Here is a 17,368-nt window from a genome sequence, read left to right as displayed (position 1 = left end):
ATAAAAACTCATTTAAATCACTTTGCTATTAAGTACAAATTGATTCTTAGAGCGAACCAGATTGCTTGGCAGGAGCTTAAAAATATGGCAGCTTAAAATTGACCGTGCGTAACATGAGTTACTTAGATAATTTCAAGCCACAAAAACGGTCAAAATGATGTATAATTATACATAAGAAGGTTAAAGGAGAATATTATGAGACCAGGAGATAAATGCGACCATCCTGAGGTAATAGAATTTGCCCATATTTGTGCAGTTTCCCCTGATGCGGATGGTGCTAAAGAAATATGCGAGCTATTAAAAACCACTACAGTAACTGTAACAAAAAGTAAAACTAAAAAGAAAAAAATAAACAAAGATAAAATTTTAGATAAAGAATTGAAGGATACCTTTCCTGCTAGCGATCCAATAACACATTATTAAGCATGGCATTCCGCTTAGCAGTCCTTAAGTCCAAGGTAAAGTTTTACTTAGCTAGTTGAATTAAAGATTTAAGGGCTGCTTCACTTTCTTTTTCTGCTGCTTTAAAATTCATTTCCACCGAAAAACCTAAATCTTCATGGAGTTTTGTATCCACGGGATTATTAATAAGCGCAGTGGTTCTTTCTATTAACGCATTTAAAGCAATTTCATCCATATAGGTTAAGTATTGTTTTTGATTTTTTAACATCTGGGTAACGGTAACAAACAGAGGATATTTCAATAAATAGACGGCCTCTTTTGCATTGTTGTGTTTATTTATTATCCCTTGTTGATTATATAGATGAGTAAATTCAACTTGATCAGGAAAAAAATCTTCATTTAGAAAATCATCTTGATAGTAGTCTTCACAAACAGCTCTATAGTATAAAAATAATTCGTTTTTTGGATTTGGTTGAGTAATTTTATAATAACCTTGAAACACAATTGGTTTAGACCACACCGCAACCAGTACGGTAGTTTCAATATCAGCAGACAAGCGAGAGAATGAGTCCATTTTTTAGTTATTTTGTAGTTTTTATTATTATACGTGGCATAAATGTATTTTAAAATAAATTTTAAACCCTTAAAAATCATAAAAAATTAAAAAATACTTGACAGTACCGCGTCCGCTCATTAAACTGCAAACCTTCCTGGGGTTATAGCTCAGCTGGGAGAGCGCTTGCATGGCATGCAAGAGGTCGGCGGTTCGATCCCGCCTAGCTCCACCATCAACATGGTTGCATGTTGATGGAAAGAAAAAGTCTAGTCCCCATCGTCTAGAGGCCTAGGACACTGCCCTTTCACGGCGGTAACAGGGGTTCGAATCCCCTTGGGGACGCCATTATGGCGTTAGATTAGTAGTAAATGTAGTTGTTATAAAAGTAATATTTCTTAGGTCCCCATCGTCTAGAGGCCTAGGACACTGCCCTTTCACGGCGGTAACAGGGGTTCGAATCCCCTTGGGGACGCCATTAATTTGGTATCAATAAAACAGCTATTCCTTTTGGTTAAATGATCTGGCTCCTTCCCATTTAAGGGGGCAGCGATAATCACCCGCAGAGTACCTTAACCCGCACTTGATAATTTTCAAAATTCCTAAACCCATAAGCCCGTCGTTGTATTAGTTTCATCTTTCGATGAAAGCCTTCTGTTATTCCATTTGATTTAGTAAACCGCACATTAACTATGTTGCTACAAGGAATGGATTTAAAAATCAGTGGTGGCAAGCTCATTTGAGTTCATGCTTCTATTGGTCGGGTGAGAACTCGAGCCACACCGTAGGTTGGGCCGTTCGGCCCAACAATGATATTGCAAGTCCCCAATGATAAACATGGATGATTAAGGCGTGTTGGGCCGAACGGTCCAACCTAGAATAATCTTTCATTCTCAATTCCCTGCCCGACTTACTTTTCGTCTACCTAAGTATTTAAAGGGATGCGCTCATCGAAATTCAAAGATAAACTAGGCTTGACTTGAAAAAGCCCCCGCATAGGGTAAATAAGCGAGGGCAGTTTTTTTTAAATTAAGAGTATTTATGTTACAAACGTTCAAAAATGGTACGCGTATTGAAGCCAAATAACCGTTCATGCATGCGATAGGCATATTCATCAGTCATATTTGCTAAATAATCGCAAACCACTCTAAAGGCCTCGGTTTCATCTTGCGCTTGTTTGAATAAAACCCGGTTCTTGTTATCTAATAAACTACCTGGATTGGAGCTTATAGCATCAAATAATCTTAAAACTACCGTTTGTCCTCCATACTCAAAAGTACGAGCTTCTTGCGAATCAATTACATGATGATAGATGCAATCCATTAAGTAATTAAGAAGAAGGGCTGCTTCAGGAATAAGCTCAATATTGTACTTAAGTAAATTATTTTCAAAGGCTTCATGGGTGGTAATGATTTGCGTAGATGTAATAAAATAATTCACCATTTCTCCAATAGCTTGTTTACGTAAACACAGCTCTTGAGAAAATAAAGAATCAAGCAAGCGTTCTTGATGCTTGGCGAGTAGAGTATTACTTAAAAGCTGTCGAAATTCCGCAGTATCGAGTTGTGAACGATTAATTAGACGTAAATGAACAGCATCTTCTAAGTCATGCACGCCATAGGCAATATCATCCGCAATGTTCATAATAGAACAATCAAAGCTACGATAAGCTGATTTACCTGCTTGGGTGCCCTGAGGTTCTTTAATTAAACTTTGAAATAAGGAACGATCCTCATCCGTGAAGGGTGATAATAACCAATCAATTTCCATTTGTTCACAGTCAAAATAAGCTTTTGGGGGGAGCCAATCATTGACTTTAATGGTTTTATGGATTGATTCGTGAATTGGTGGTCGTTGGGGGGCGATAACCATTGAGCGTGCTACGGGATATTTTAAGATACCCAATAGGGCTCGACGAGTTAAATCTAAACCATAGGCTCCGTAACTGTTTTCTACCTTCGTAAGCAACCTTAAGGTTTGGCCATTACCTTCAAACCCTCCATAGTCGCGCATCATGTAATTTAAGGCAACTTCACCGCCATGACCAAAGGGGGGGTGACCTATATCATGTAATAAACAAATTACACTAACTAAATCATCGTTAGGTAATAAATTGCCTAAAATGGGTTGTTGTGTTTGATTAATGATTAAATTTCTGACAATACTTCGACCTATAGAATCAACTTCTAAAGAATGAGTAAGACGAGTACGATGAAAATCACCTTCATCAGTTCCTAAAATTTGAGTTTTTCTTTGTAATCTTCTAAAGGAAGGGCAGTGAATAACGCGAGTTCGGTCACGTTCATAAGGATCTCGATGGTCTTGAGCTCCTCGCTGATTGGTTTGTCCTGAGCGTCTATGAGTCCACATAATTTATTCTAATTAAAAGAGAATAGTGTACTTTATGATAGGACAATGATCTACAGCACAAAATTGTAAACTCTCCTATAATAAAGAAAAGAATAATTATAAGAAGAGGGACGATGATGAACTACAAATGGAAATATCTTGCATTAGGTTTATCTGCACTTAATTTATGTTCTTGTATGGTGACTGATAATGAAGGTTATTCACCTAGTTATCAAACTTATGCTTATGATAATAGTCAATTGTATCCACAAAGCAATTATTCTTACGATAGCTCCTACCGCTATCAAACGAGTGGGCAAATGGTAACTGTCCCCGACTCCTACCACGTGGGGGAATACCATTCACCGGTTTCTTTTAAAGATCGAGATAAAACATGGGTAAGTGACCAAAATCCTCAAGGTTATACCATTGAAGTAGCTGAGGGTGAAAAGGCATCACAAGTGGCGCAAAAGTTGTATAAAACACCAAAAAATGATCGAATGGCGCAAGTAAAATACCAAGCTAATGGTAAACCTTATTATAAAGGGGTTTACGGCACTTATCCGGATGCAGCATCAGCACAAAAGGCTCTCGATGCTTTGCCTGATGATGTAAAACAAGGAGCTAGTGTCAAAAGTTGGAGTTCAGTGCAACAGAATTTAGAGTAGTCAACCTTTTCTACAAGCTGAAATAAAGTTAATGACTAAAAGTAAGTTATACGCCAAGGGTAGAGTATAACTTACTTTCGCAAAAGAGAGTTTAAGAATAGAACCCTTCTAGCCGGGCAAACCCATCTAAATAGTGAACAGTTAAGTATTGTCTACGTACCGCGCTTTATGCGCGGTATCCAGACCATCGCGTGTGAGAATAGGGACTGGCTTACCCGCATGAAGCATGAAATGAAGGCTGTTCGGTCACTAATTTTAGAATTAGATGAGTTTGCTCCAACCTCTCTAGCTTAATAAAGCGATTTTCTCATTTCCAGTGACTTCAGGTTCCAGGCTATCTATTTCGTCTAATTCTACGCCTTCTTCATCGCCTGTGACAGGGGTATCTTTTAGCCGAGCCTCTAATATTTTAAGCACTTCCTCAGGAAGCTTCTTTCCTGTCTCAGGTACATTAACTAACTTATCATTGATATATAATTGCCCATCACGCACATCTACCAGAACTTGTTTGTAATCAGCCGGGAGCTTGTCGGTGGGTGTAGCTTCAAGAGGAACTCCACAAAAAACTGTCATGCCATCTGCTAAACGTATACCAGTCAATAGGGGTTTTTTAGAAGAAAAACTATAAGTGCCCACAGTTGCCGCCGCAGTCCAAATTAATTTATAGGCGAGATCTAAAGGCACACCCACGACAATACCTAAGCCTTGGCCGAGTAAGCCCATACTCACTCCTAGGATATGCGCTAAACTAATACTACAAAATGCACTGATTAAACGTTCTGCTATTGCTGGAGCAAATAAAGCAACGCCTGCGGGGCCAGCTGAACCAAAAACTAATAAGGTACTGCCAATTAATGCGGTGAATTTAGTTTTTGTTGATAAGGCTTTAGTCGAATGGCTCATCACATCGCCACTGATATAGCCTACAGTTGCACCTGTGTACGCACCAGCGGCACCAAATAGTTTTTGCGTAATATTAGTAATAGGATAATTAGCATAAGGATCTTTTGTGACTTTACTGATAGTTCTTGAGCTCAAAAAACCATGAAAATCACTCCATTCCTTTTCGGTAAAGCCCTTAAGCCCCGCTTCTCTTAATTTCTCATTGGCATCGTCTAAGGCAGAAATAGAAGACATCATTATCCTTTTGGCAGCAAGAATACATACTTCTTCATCTTCTTCATCAAGATAATTTTGCGCATTGATGCCCAGATCTTCATCAATAAGACTATAAAGTACCGATTTTCCTTTAGGATGGCGTAATTTATAGGTTTCTGAGATTTGATGCTTTATATACAAGGTAGCAGCAATCATAACCCGGGATGCGGTTAAGCTTGCTTGAAGTTCCTCAAGTTTGGTAATTTCTTCTTCTTTAAAGGTATTAGGTTTTAAAATAACACGAATTTTTTCTAAGAATTCAATTTGTGCTTTTCTAGCTTTATAATCTACACCTCCTAAAAAAGTAGGCATACTAAACAAAGAGGGAGGGGTACTTAAATCAATATCTTTAGCTTTTTGATATTTGTCACGAAGAAAATCTAAGTTTATTATTGTGTTAGGTGCAAGAATAAAGCGCATGTAGACCTCCTGTCATAGTAATTGCTTCTGGGTATTATTTTATATTACTTACTCACTGATTAAATGCAATCATCTTTGCTTATTTTTTATTAAATTGTGGCAAATATACTTCGAAATTTATTTTATTTGTGATTTAAGATCTTGAAATGATGCTTTTTTTTAAGATTATGCTACTTTAACAAAATAAAACTTACTTTCGATATAATAAGGGCTATAAACTCAGATGCCTGAATTGCTAAATACTAAGAGCAAAAAATATGAATAAACTGGCTGTATATTTTTCACTATTGCGAATTTCGCATTGGAGCAAGGCAATATTTGTTCTATTTGGTTTCTTTTATACCCCTGTGCGTGGTTATTTTGTCCCGGCCTTGCTCGCTGCCTTATCGTTTTGTCTAATCTCGAGTGCTGTTTATATTTATAACGATATTCAAGATAGAACGGAAGATAGCCTTCATCCCCATAAAAAGAAACGTCCTTTAGCAAGTAGAGATGTGTCTGTGTTTGAGGCACTTGCCTTATTATTTGTGCTTTTACTAGTGGGTTTAATCCTTGGTTGGCTGATATCAAAACAATTAGCTATGATTCTTACAATTTATTTGCTAGTTAATTTGGCTTACAACCAGGTCTTAAAACTCATCCCTATTTTGGATGTTTTGTGTATTGCTATCGGTTTCATGCTGCGGGTGTTGGCTGGAACTGTTGGAATTGGCCTATCCATTTCTTTGTGGCTAACTATTGCGGCTACCCTGCTTAGTTTATTTATTGCCTTAAATAAAAGACGTTTAGAACTGCAGTTGGGATTAAAACATTCTACACGTAAGGTGCTTAAAAAATACCATCCTTTACTTTTGCAACGTTTAATATTGGGAACGGGTAGTGCTTGCTTTGCTGTTTATCTTTTTTATGTCATCTATGCACGTGGCCAATCGTTCTATTTCATTTTAACCTTACCTTTTGCAGCGTTTGCTTTATGGCGCTTTGCTTGGTTGTCCACCCAAAATGTTGATAATGATGATCCTGTTGATGTGTTTATAGGTGATAGATTGTCGCGGGTTAACTTGTGGTGTTTTGCGGTATTAACCTTTATGGCTCTCACTCATTCCGCTTAGTCTTGGGTGGAGAAAGAGCCGTCTTCTTAAAATAATTGGTTTAATCTCAGTTTGTAAGATAAAATGAAGCCTCTTTTAGATGATATATTTGCTAACTTAGTATACTATTTCGAGTAAATTTAAAGAGGCTCATGGATTAAGATGCAAGCTCTTATACTAACAATAAGAAAGTTTTTTACTAAATTGCCGGTAATGACTTATGATATCTGTGCTATCCCTATGGCATGGTATTCAGCTTATTGGCTACGTTTTAATCTCCATCCTGAGCCAGGCATATTAACTTCACACCATTCTTTTCTAGCCCTTGGTTTTTTAATCGTAGTTCAATCGATTTGTTATTTTTATTTTAAAACCTATAGGGGCTTATGGCGTTTTTCCTCTTTAGATGACGTTATCCGGATCTTGAAAGCATCGGTTACTGCTGTTGTTTTAGTGATACCGGTATTATATCTGTCTTCTGTCTTACAGCATTTGCCTCGATCCGTTTTCCCGCTGTATTCACTTATTTTAGCGATGTTTCTTTGTGGGGGACGATTAATGATTCGCCTGCATCTAGATAAGTCTAGACGTGTAGAGCATTCAGAAAGTCAACGTGTATTAATCGTTGGTGCGGGTTTCGCAGGGGAAAGTTTAGCTCGTGATTTAAAACGTAGTGGCTATTATCACCCAATCGGTTTTGTTGATGACAATATCAGTAAGCGCGGGCTGGAAGTTCATCGCATACCTGTTTTAGGCGCAATTCGGGATATTGCCCAATTTGTGCGCGAATATTCAATCGACTTAATTTTCATTGCTATGCCTTCAGCGCGCTCAGCTACAATGCGTCGAATTGTTACCTACTGTGAAGAAACCAAAATACCTTTTAGAACACTCCCTAGTCTTAGCGCTTTAGCTAGCGGTTGTGTCGAGGTTAATGCCTTAAGACCGGTTAATATTGAGGATTTGTTAGGTCGCGATGAAGTTTGTTTGCAATGGGATAAGATAGCAAGTGCTATTGCGGGCAAAAAAATATTGGTAACTGGAGGCGGTGGCTCTATCGGTTCAGAGCTATGCAGACAAATTATGCAATTAAATCCTGCGTCTTTAGCCATCATAGAGAGCAGCGAATTTAATTTATACCAGATCGAGCAAGAGTTAAGCGCTAAATTTCCTCATATTCCTATTGAATTAGCTCTGATTAGCATTACTGATGCGGTTGCAGTTAACCACTTATTTAGTCACTATAAGCCGGAAATAGTATTTCATGCTGCAGCTTATAAACATGTTCCTATGTTGCAGAACCAAATCCGGGTAGCGGTATTTAATAACGTTGTGGGTACAGAAACCATTGCAAAAGCTTCTGTGGCTGTCGGCGTGGAAAAGTTTATCCTTATTTCTACTGATAAAGCAGTAAATCCCACTAATATTATGGGCACTACTAAGCGGGTGGCGGAAATTTATTGCCAAAATTTAAATATCCGTACTAAAACTCAATTTATTACCGTTCGTTTCGGAAATGTTCTAGGCTCAGCGGGCAGCGTTATTCCTTTATTCCAGAAACAGCTGCAAGCCGGTGGACCTTTAACGGTCACTCATCCTGATATGCAGCGTTATTTCATGACTATACCTGAAGCTTCACAGCTTATTTTACAAGCTATGGTTAATGGCGAGGGCGGTGAAATTTTTGTATTGGATATGGGCGAGCCGATTAAAATAAGCTATTTAGCGAAGCAAATGATTTTATTGGCAGGGAAGGAGCCAGGAAAAGACATTCTTATTGAATATACCGGTTTGCGTCCTGGAGAAAAACTTTATGAGGAATTATTCCATGAGTCCGAAGAACTCGTGCCAACTGATCATGAAAAATTATTTAAAGCAAAATTTAGAAAAATTGAATGGCAAGAATTAACTCAAACTATGAGAATGTTAAATCATTCTTGCTTTGAACATCAAAGTGATGAGCTTTTAGTATTATTAAAAAGCCTAGTGCCCGAGTTGCAATTAAATGAAATGGCGGTTTGATTTCAATTTTGACCTGACTATACGGATATTCGCATGATTATTACCTATGATGATTTTGAAAAAGTTGATTTACGATCTGGCACTGTAGTCAAAGTTGAGCTTTTTGAGCGCGCAAAAAAACCAGCCTATAAAATTTGGGTAGATTTTGGTAGTGAACTTGGTATTTTACAAACATCTGCCCAAATAACTGTTCACTATACCCCGGATTCCTTATTAGGAAAAACAGTGGTGGGTTGTGTTAATTTAGGCGAAAAAAACATTGCGGGTTTTTTGTCGCAGTTTTTGTTGGTCGGCTTTTCCGATACGAATGGAGCCATTTCTTTAATTACTTCTGATTATAAAGTCCCAAACGGTCAAAAGCTTCATTAGCCCTCTCTTTAAGGTAAAATTGTTGCGCTAAGACTCTATTGGTATTATTTAAAAAGTCGGTGGTGATAATTGAAAACATTCTTTGCCAAATTGACCTTTAATACTTTAATATACCGATTAACACTAATAGTGCGTTAAAGTCACTATTAACTAATAATGGATGTAATTTTAGGATTAAATTATGAATTTTGCTTTAATATTAGTCATCTTGTCTTTTGTAAGCGGATTGATTTATCTTTTAGATGTTTTGTTTTGGGCTAAAAAGCGGGATCAACAACAAAAACCTAATAAAATAATTGAATATGCCCGCTCCTTTTTTCCTGTTTTTTTAATTGTTTTATTATTACGTTCCTTTTTAGTTGAGCCCTTTAGAATTCCTTCTGGTTCTCTAGAGCCAACCTTATTAGTAGGGGATTTTGTTGCAGTTAATAAATTTGCTTATGGTTTAAGATTACCAGTCATTGAAAAGAAAATTATTCCTATTGCTGATCCTAAGACTGGGCAAATTGCCGTATTTCGTTGGCCACCAGAACCTAGTTATGATTATATTAAAAGGGTGATTGGTATGCCTGGTGATAAAGTGAGCTATCATAATAAAGTCTTAACCATCAATGGCAAAGAAGTGAAACAAACCTTTGTTGAATACACTATGGATGAAAGTTCTGGCAAACCCGTAGCTAAATACAAAGAAGATTTGAATGGGGTGGTACACGATATTTTTGTTCGTCCTGATTTGCCTGCAGTTGATTTTGATGTGGTGGTACCTGAAGGTAATTATTTTATGATGGGTGATAATAGAGATGACAGTGCAGATAGTCGTTTTTGGGGCTTTGTGCCAAATAGCTATTTAAGAGGAAAAGCCTTTTTAGTTTGGATGAGTTGGAATGGAAAAACCGATTCTGTGCGTTGGTCTAAAATTGGTAGTTTAATTCATTAAAGAATTTAATTAAGGAAAGCTGATGCAAAAACAACAAGGGATGACATTAATAGGAATGCTATTAACCATGGCAGTGGTGGTATTGGCCGCAGTCGTGGTGATGCGGATAGTACCGGTTGTAATCCAGCATTATTCTATTGTGACCTCGATTAAATCTTTAGCGCAAACTCCGGCTTCAAGTTTAACAGGCGACCCCGTTAGTGATGTAGCTGTTTTACGCGATAGCTTATCAAAGCGTTTGGATATAAATGGGCTCGAAGATTTAAAACCGGATGAGTTGGTAATCACCCCTGATGGTGCTAATAAATTTAAAATTCAATTAAAATACCAAGTTATTCGCCATTTAGTGTATAATATGAGCTTGTTGTTTAATTTTAACAGTACTATAGAGGTAGTTGTCGGTAGTGAAAAATGATTTAGATCCATTATGCCGACGCCTAAATTATCAATTTCAAAATAAAAAATTGTTAAAACAGGCGTTGAGTCATTGCAGTGTTGGTAGTGAAAATTATGAACGCCTTGAGTTTTTGGGCGATTCCATTTTAAGCTTTGTCATTGCCAATGAGCTTTTTAATAAATTTCCTTTATTAAGCGAGGGTGAATTAAGCCGTTTACGCTCTTTTTTAGTAAAAGGGGAGATGCTGGCTGAAATCGCCAAAGAGTTAAATTTAGGAACTTTTCTCTTTTTAGGTCAGGGGGAATTAAAAAGCGGAGGCTTCCGACGCGCATCGATTTTAGCAGATGCTTTAGAGGCTATTTTTGCAGCGATTTTCTTAGACAGTGGTATAAATGAAGCGCAGACCGTCATCTTAGCTCTATACCGCTCAAGGCTTGATTCTGCAGACTTAAGTTATTGTTTAAAAGATCCTAAAACCCAGTTGCAAGAATTTCTACAAGCAGCCAAACACCCTTTACCTGAATATACCTTGACTAAGGTCGAAGGAGAGGAGCATGATCAAATTTTTTATGTAAGCTGTAAAGTACCTGGCATTGATAAAATTGCTTATGGCGAAGGAACTAATCGTAGAAAAGCTGAGCAAATTTCTGCCAAATCCTTATTAAAGCAATTACAAATTCCTTAAAAACGCTCCCTAGGGATGGATAGAATAGTAAGCACTAAATGATTTCTATTCTATGTTTTTATCTTAGGGGGCTTTTGCAATCGAAATCTAAAAACTTCTACATTTAAATAAATATCTAATTTGTCCTTTATAAGTGCTTAATGGTATAATATTTGTTAATGTGATCTGCAAATATCCTTTGTGTCACTCAAGGAGTATTTCAATGCCTATTCCCTATATCTTAGAAGATAAAAAAGGTAATAATTATGTAGATAGAATCACCCGTAAAAGGGATGGTCAGGGTCAGATATACTATGAAATTGATGGACGAAATACAAAAGATGAACGTCGCCGCATTCAAATTTATGATAAAAATGTAGTAAAAGCCTTTATAGAAAATAATGGGGATTTTATTGAGGCGCTTTCCTTAGGTGTTGTTCATACCGAGATGCAGAAAAAATTGCCCGAACTGTTAAACTATTTTGACTTTCCTGAAACCTTAAACTTCACCCCTCCTTATATCATTTCTGATAGTGGTGGTGATAATTACGTAGACTCAGTCACCAGAAAAATAGATAAAAATGGCCAAGTTTATTATGAATTGAAGGGTAGAACTAATAATAACGAGGAAAGAATCATTCATCTCTACGAGCATGAGCGTCAATTTTATCTGGTAGAAGATGGAGTAAAAAAATTAGCAGACCGCAAACGCCTTGTTCATCAACAAATGGAAAAAGACTTGGAAAAGATATTAAGTCATTTTTCGATTAGTAAGCCATTAAATTTTATAAATCCTGCTCTTAAACCAGAAATAGTAATCCCTAAGAAGCCACCTGCTATAATTCCACCTAAACAGCAAGAAGAACTTCCTGCGCGTGAATTTTTCATTGCAGCGGCTCAAAGAGCCCTGGCATTAGGAGATACCGTATCCTCGAAACAAAAGGGTGTCCATTTTACCCGCGGTGCTTTAATAGGGACTGGATCGAGTTATTATGATGAAGGAAATTCTACGCGATTAAATTTATTTCACGATTTAGTGGATGGCACCAAAGATGGCTATTATCCCTTTGCTGCGACTACAGCCTATGGTTTATCTTTATTAACCTATATTGCCAGTAATTATGACCAATTAAATAAAACCGAACTACATCGGCTTTATTCCGTTTATAAAGCTGTAGCGGGAGATGTTCCAGCTTTAGATAGCGAGCCTTCGTCGGCAGAATACCGACGCGCTTTAGCAAAAGGACTAAAAGCGGAAGTGAATGAGATTACAGCCTTGCGTGAGCGTTTAGCCTATGGACATTCCATAGACGCCCAGCTCGCTAAATATCGCGAAGAACTAATTGAAGGCAATCCTTTAGGGCGGCCTATCGTTGACAAACAAACGAGCCTTAGTGGCACAACTTCAGCAGATGATGCCCTTACTCGCTTTATTCCAAGTTTTTTCCCTATACCGCCGAGCTTATCAAGCAATGATCAAATCGTCTTGCAAGCAGGAGGTTGTAGAACCCATAGCGCTATTGTCAGCCTCTGGAAACAAGGGGTAGATAGCGAGGGTAATCCTGTTTTGCCCGGGGATGGGAAACCCATAGCACGATATCGAGTTTATCGAACAGTTTGTAATGCGGGCTTTGGCACAACTTATGATGTAAGAACAAACCCACCAGCTCTGTATCATGAAATTTTTTCCCCCAGACCAGATGGTCAAACTTATTCTGTTTGTACACAAGAGGTATTATTACCACTTGGAGTACCCTACAGTGATGCGGCTATGCAAAAGCAGATCAGTAAGTTAATTGATACTGAACGAGCTATGCTTATCTTTCATGATTTGCCGGGTAAAAAAGGCCCTAATAAAGAAATAGGTACTTTGGATGCAGATAAACAAGCAAAATGGCGAGAGTTGAATCAAAGCATTCGCCTGGGATCTGTTGAAGAGAGTCATTCTGTTTTGAGTAAACCTCAAATCACAGGAAATTGTACCGTTCGCTCGATTGAAGAATATTTACGTTGGGAATTAGTCCGAAATGGGGTTCCTAAACCAGATGCCAATGCTATTTTAGAGAAACATTGGAATTTTGCAACTGGCAATGACTCTGCCACAATCACTAGCCAATTAAATCAATTATCGGCACGAATTGAGGCGGCAAAAAATGAGCCTTCGCATCCTAGTGAGATGAATATAGTCAAAGCTAAAGCATTTTTTGAAAGCCCTATTTTTCCCACCTTTCCTACATATAATCCAGATAGTGCCACATCGGCAGAAACTGCTTCTCTAATACAGGGCATTCGCTTGGGTAAAACGAGCTGTCCTAAGCCCACAATGATCTCAATTGGTGATTTATTGGCGCAAATACCCTCACAGCCTCAAGCTAAAGCAGGGGAGGGTATTGGCTTGCATCTTTTGCAAGGATGTGATGCGCGGACTGTGCCTAAGTTTTCATGCATGCAGGGCTCTGTCCGTCAAGTCGCATCACAATTTAATAATGGGGAATCTAAAGGACGGTATTTAACTCAACCAGATGATTTTAAAACAGATCCCACTCAAGGACCAGCCGAGCAAAGAACCTCGGGGGGCGCAGCCCTAGCCCGTTATGCTCATAATAAAGCGAGTGACTCTTTTGCAGTATTATTAGCAGATCCGGTCTTAAAGAACCAATTTAACACTCTATTTGATTATCAATATGGTTATTTGACTCCGAAAGAAGGACAAGAACAAAAAGGCGTAGAGTTTTTAAAACAACACAGTAACAAAATTGTTTTGAACGTTGAGCGTGTGCCTATAGATGGCGTCTCTGGTCAAACAGCAATACAAGTGCTTAATTCCGGTCTAGCTTTGGGGTTATATGAATTATTTCCTCGATCAGCGGAAGCCTCTGCACATTTAAGAGAGATGACAGAAATTTTGCTTACAGCACAATATAAAGCAGTATCAGCTGTAGCTATTTTAGAGGCTCAACAAAATCCCAAAACTCGTATACCTATCGCGTTTACCCTGGTGGGTGGTGGCGCTTTTGGCAACGATAAGGTGTCTATAGCTAAATCTGTTTCTCAGGCTATCAACCTGATCAAGGAATCAGGGGTAGATAATATTGATATTTGCTTATCTATATTTAACGCATCAGAGATTGAGGAGTATAAAAAAATAGCTGCTAAAGGTGCTGAGTTTGCTAATCTCAGAGCCTTGCTTAATCAAAAACCAATCAATCAACAACAATTACAGACCTTATCCACTTTAAAAGTGGAATCGATAAAAGAGAACATGGCTGACAAACCTAAGGTGGGCACTAATCCTAAAGATGAGTTAGTTAAAAAAGAAGAGCTAACCCCTCGGGTGTTTACTAATAATGTTGATAAGGAACTAGTAAAAGCGATGGGTGCTGCAATCAATGCTTTGAGTACAAAATCTCATCTTTCCACTGAGAGCCATCAGCAAAAAAAGGCTAAACTCGAACATTTATTGTCATTATATCAAAAATCAACAAGTGCAGAGGAAGCTAATAAACTGCTAGCGAACTTTGTTGGAATTGCCGCAAAACAACGGGAAAGCAATTGGTGTTCTTTATTTACGAGTAAATTTGGTGAGACGGCCTCTGCAAAAGCATTTTTTAATCATCTTCAGAATAATGAATTAAAAAATAAGGTATTAGAGGCAATAAAAATAGAACCCAAAGGAAAACCAATAGATTTTAAAGACTTTGCAAAAAGCCTACGTGATAAATATGAAGGCAGTCCTGAGGCTGATGATAATCTAGGTCACCGCTTATAATCCGAATTAAAATTAACTCAGTAGGGTTTATGACGAACGCTTCATCACGCTTGCAAAACTAAGGGTTGATCAAAACATTTGTCTATGAAAAAATTGACTATTTTATGGCTTATTGAAGAAATGACGACAAAACACTGGTCAAAAATAGAGCTTCTGCATCAAACGGTAAAAAACCCCAATATTCATATTAAAGGCACACACAGTTATTATTCTAATGCCTGGACAGGTAATTTTGAAGAGTCTGTTGTTCGCTATCTCTATGGCGATGAATACAGCTTGGCAAATTGGGAGGCTCGTTGGGAAATAGATCAATTATTCATTGGTGATTATGTTTGTATCGCCGCTGAGGTTGTAATTTTGATGGGTGGTAATAATACTCATAGGCTTGACTGGTTTAGTCTTTATCCTTTTGCCGATAAATACCAAGAGTCCTATGAATCTCGTGGTGATACTCTGATAGGTGATGGCGTCTGGATTGGGATGAGAGCAATGCTAATGCCCGGTGTTAAAATAGGAGAGGGGGCTGTTATTGCAGCTAATGCCGTGGTAACTAAAGATGTTGAGCCCTACTGTATTGTAGCAGGCAATCCAGCTAAATGTGTTAAAAAAAGATTTGCTCCTGAAATAATTGAACGCCTAGTCAAACTGAAAATTTATGAATGGCCAGATGAGAAAATAGAAGCAATGAAAGATTCACTTTGTTCTGCTGACATAGATAAATTAGAATCTTTGGCTAGATAAATAAATTTGGATAACATAAAAAAATTTCATCCTTTATTAAACAACTCTAATTCAACCTTAAGCAGGATAGCTTAGTCACTGCGCTCCTCGCAAGGACGGACTTCATCCTATCGTACAGAGAAAGAAATCAAGACCTGTTTGCAATCAAATTATTAATATTATAAATTAATAATTTATAAGGAATTTTTTAAAAAAACAGGAGAAATTTGTGAAATTTAAACTCAGTTTGCTTACGAGTGCTTGTCTATTATCTTTGAATGCTGCGGGTGGAACTATGGGGTCAGCAGTTCAGCCTGCCCAGCTTCCGTGGTCCCTAAACGGTGCGATCGGGTATACCTGGTATGATAATGCCTACCATGGTGGAGCCGGGGCTGACCCTACTGCCCAACATGCTATAGGAGACGGGCAGACAGCCTTTGGACGATTTGCAATTGGAAAGCAATTGGGAATGTTTAACACTATAACTTTAGGCGCCGAATTAGGTGTACAATCTGGGAACATTATGCGTCTTGGTATTTCCCAAGCCACTATGGATCAATTAGCTGGCTTGCCTATACAGCTTAATGTAAAGCCCATGCTTGATCTTTTAGCAACAGCATCAACTCAACCTCTTGGACAAACAGCGGTATTTGGCGTTGTAAAAGCAGGTATTGCTTATCGTCGTATGCAAATTGATGAACGAGTTACAGTAAATGATTTAGATCAAGTAGGTTTCGAATTACAAGCCGGATTAGGGATGTCTTTGTCAGAACGAGCCAGTTTGGTACTGCTTTACCAGGGTGTATTTAATGGAACTACTGATTTTACCGTAAATACTACGACTTCAACCGGTCATATTTCTAATATTCCAAGCCAAAATGGAGTCATGTTAAATCTTTCTTATACACTTTAAAGGATTAGAGAAAAAATGAATACTAAATTCAAACACACTGTCTATTCGCTGCTATTTATTATCCCTAGCCTAGCCTGTTCAGCAGCCCCCAATCCTGCCACTCAAACCTGGGTTTGAAACAGATTGGAACCTTGCGAGCGCAATTACTGCAAGTAATTTCTCGACTACCAACCCCCACCGAGACCTCTGGGACTCCTTGTCTATCATCAAATAAGCGATGTGCAATTTTCGCAACGAGAACTTTATTTGAAGGAATATGACTGTTACTAGTACTGACTCCTTACCTCCAGGTTTTACTGGTTTTAAAAATACTGCACCCACCCTTGCCGGCGCCTTGGCCCGAGCCACCCAAATTTGTAATGCTGAGGGCGTGTTACTTGTTCCTGGGTCAACTTGGAAACCCTGGCTTTCTTCTTCAGAGCAAGCAGCAGCTGCAACATTAAATGCATCAGCTAATTATTATCGTGCTGGCGGTGCTGGTTGGATTGGTACCGGAGCTGGGATAATCGCTGGTGGTAGTAGTATAGCATTTTTGGGAACTAGTATTGATGGAACTACCACCTCAACTGTATACACTGGAACGAATGCTGATGGACAATCTGCAGGTAGTGGGCAGTATGATAATTGTGCTGATTGGACTGATTTAAGCGGTGAGGCTGTAGGGGGTAAAAGGGATGCAAGTGATGCAGGCTGGACTATGAATAATCTTGTTGGTGTATGCAGTGAATCACAGCCCATTTATTGCGTGCAACAAGTTAAAAATGGCTAGGACTAATTTGTAGCTTTTAAAAGAAGGGTTTTTATTCAATACAGCCAATTTTGAAAATTTAATTGGCTGTATTCATCTAATTTTCTGGTAGCAGAAGAGCCTTTTTAGGGAAGATGAAAAGAATTGCTTTTAGTCAGCTTAGCCTCTGCTGTTTCCTGGGCGAGCGG

At 38.3% G+C, this 17,368-nt stretch carries 15 protein-coding genes, 3 tRNA genes and 1 pseudogene; 15 read left to right on the top strand and 4 right to left on the bottom strand.

Annotated elements, in window-relative coordinates:
- The first annotated feature begins 195 nt into the window (after positions 1–195).
- Positions 196–423, top strand: coding sequence for a hypothetical protein (locus tag ELY15_RS02690; protein ID WP_127098106.1), 228 nt, complete (start codon positions 196–198; stop codon positions 421–423).
- 43 nt (positions 424–466) lie between these two features.
- Here ELY15_RS02690 and ELY15_RS02685 read toward each other — a convergent pair whose 3' ends face one another.
- A complete protein-coding gene (locus ELY15_RS02685; RefSeq protein ID WP_127098105.1) occupies positions 467–976 on the bottom strand; it encodes a hypothetical protein in 510 nt (169 codons plus the stop codon).
- Positions 977–1,114: 138 nt separating this feature from the next.
- On the opposite strand from ELY15_RS02685, the gene ELY15_RS02680 reads away from it, so the two are divergent.
- The 3 genes from ELY15_RS02680 to ELY15_RS02670 all read left to right on the top strand — a co-directional run bounded on the left by ELY15_RS02680 (position 1,115) and on the right by ELY15_RS02670 (position 1,433).
- Positions 1,115–1,190 (top strand) — tRNA-Ala (locus ELY15_RS02680).
- A gap of 37 nt (positions 1,191–1,227) precedes the next feature.
- A tRNA-Glu gene (locus ELY15_RS02675) sits at positions 1,228–1,303 on the top strand.
- Between the two features lie 54 nt (positions 1,304–1,357).
- Positions 1,358–1,433 (top strand) — tRNA-Glu (locus ELY15_RS02670).
- Between the two features lie 78 nt (positions 1,434–1,511).
- On the opposite strand, the pseudogene ELY15_RS02665 reads toward ELY15_RS02670, so the two are convergent.
- Together ELY15_RS02665 and ELY15_RS02660 are read right to left on the bottom strand one after the other, a co-directional pair.
- Positions 1,512–1,637 (bottom strand): annotated as a pseudogene (locus tag ELY15_RS02665) (transposase); the annotation flags it as partial.
- 362 nt (positions 1,638–1,999) lie between these two features.
- On the bottom strand, positions 2,000–3,325 hold the full coding sequence (locus tag ELY15_RS02660; RefSeq protein WP_127098104.1) for an anti-phage deoxyguanosine triphosphatase: 1,326 nt from the start codon (positions 3,323–3,325) through the stop codon (positions 2,000–2,002).
- Between the two features lie 113 nt (positions 3,326–3,438).
- Here ELY15_RS02660 and ELY15_RS02655 point away from each other — a divergent pair, with 113 nt between their 5' ends.
- A complete protein-coding gene (locus ELY15_RS02655; RefSeq protein WP_199744153.1) occupies positions 3,439–3,972 on the top strand; it encodes an SPOR domain-containing protein in 534 nt (177 codons plus the stop codon).
- A gap of 285 nt (positions 3,973–4,257) precedes the next feature.
- On the opposite strand, the gene ELY15_RS02650 is transcribed toward ELY15_RS02655, so the two are convergent.
- Entirely contained in the window at positions 4,258–5,550 is a 1,293-nt protein-coding gene (locus tag ELY15_RS02650) for a type IV secretion protein Dot (RefSeq protein ID WP_127098103.1), read from the bottom strand.
- A gap of 257 nt (positions 5,551–5,807) precedes the next feature.
- On the opposite strand from ELY15_RS02650, the gene ELY15_RS02645 reads away from it, so the two are divergent.
- From ELY15_RS02645 to ELY15_RS02600, 10 genes are all read left to right on the top strand, one after another.
- Positions 5,808–6,662, top strand: coding sequence for a decaprenyl-phosphate phosphoribosyltransferase (locus ELY15_RS02645; RefSeq protein WP_127098102.1), 855 nt, complete (start codon positions 5,808–5,810; stop codon positions 6,660–6,662).
- Between the two features lie 141 nt (positions 6,663–6,803).
- Entirely contained in the window at positions 6,804–8,663 is a 1,860-nt protein-coding gene (locus tag ELY15_RS02640) for a nucleoside-diphosphate sugar epimerase/dehydratase (protein ID WP_127098101.1), read from the top strand.
- Positions 8,664–8,696: 33 nt separating this feature from the next.
- A complete protein-coding gene (locus ELY15_RS02635; RefSeq protein WP_127098100.1) occupies positions 8,697–9,032 on the top strand; it encodes a tRNA-binding protein in 336 nt (111 codons plus the stop codon).
- Positions 9,033–9,213: 181 nt separating this feature from the next.
- Positions 9,214–9,969 carry a signal peptidase I gene (gene lepB / locus ELY15_RS02630; RefSeq protein ID WP_127098099.1) on the top strand — a complete coding sequence of 252 codons (756 nt, stop codon included), beginning with the start codon at positions 9,214–9,216 and terminating at the stop codon, positions 9,967–9,969.
- A gap of 22 nt (positions 9,970–9,991) precedes the next feature.
- Positions 9,992–10,384 (top strand): DUF4845 domain-containing protein, encoded by a 393-nt coding sequence (locus tag ELY15_RS02625; RefSeq protein WP_127098098.1) that lies wholly within the window; start codon positions 9,992–9,994, stop codon positions 10,382–10,384.
- Complete coding sequence (rnc, locus tag ELY15_RS02620) at positions 10,374–11,051, top strand: ribonuclease III (protein WP_127098097.1); 678 nt, start codon at positions 10,374–10,376, stop codon at positions 11,049–11,051. Before ELY15_RS02625 ends, rnc begins: the two co-directional genes overlap by 11 nt.
- 202 nt (positions 11,052–11,253) lie before the next feature.
- On the top strand, positions 11,254–14,799 hold the full coding sequence (locus tag ELY15_RS02615) for a hypothetical protein (protein WP_127098096.1): 3,546 nt from the start codon (positions 11,254–11,256) through the stop codon (positions 14,797–14,799).
- Between the two features lie 84 nt (positions 14,800–14,883).
- The gene (locus ELY15_RS02610; RefSeq protein ID WP_233586490.1) at positions 14,884–15,540 is read left to right on the top strand and encodes a CatB-related O-acetyltransferase; all 657 of its coding nucleotides are present in this window, start codon (positions 14,884–14,886) and stop codon (positions 15,538–15,540) included.
- Positions 15,541–15,748: 208 nt separating this feature from the next.
- Positions 15,749–16,432, top strand: coding sequence for a hypothetical protein (locus ELY15_RS02605; RefSeq protein ID WP_127098095.1), 684 nt, complete (start codon positions 15,749–15,751; stop codon positions 16,430–16,432).
- Between the two features lie 256 nt (positions 16,433–16,688).
- Complete coding sequence (locus ELY15_RS02600) at positions 16,689–17,201, top strand: hypothetical protein (protein ID WP_127098094.1); 513 nt, start codon at positions 16,689–16,691, stop codon at positions 17,199–17,201.
- Positions 17,202–17,368 lie beyond the last annotated feature (167 nt).

Source organism: Legionella sp. km772 (assembly GCF_003989735.1).
Lineage (GTDB): Bacteria > Pseudomonadota > Gammaproteobacteria > Legionellales > Legionellaceae > Legionella.
This window is presented reverse-complemented; position numbering and strand designations above follow the sequence as displayed.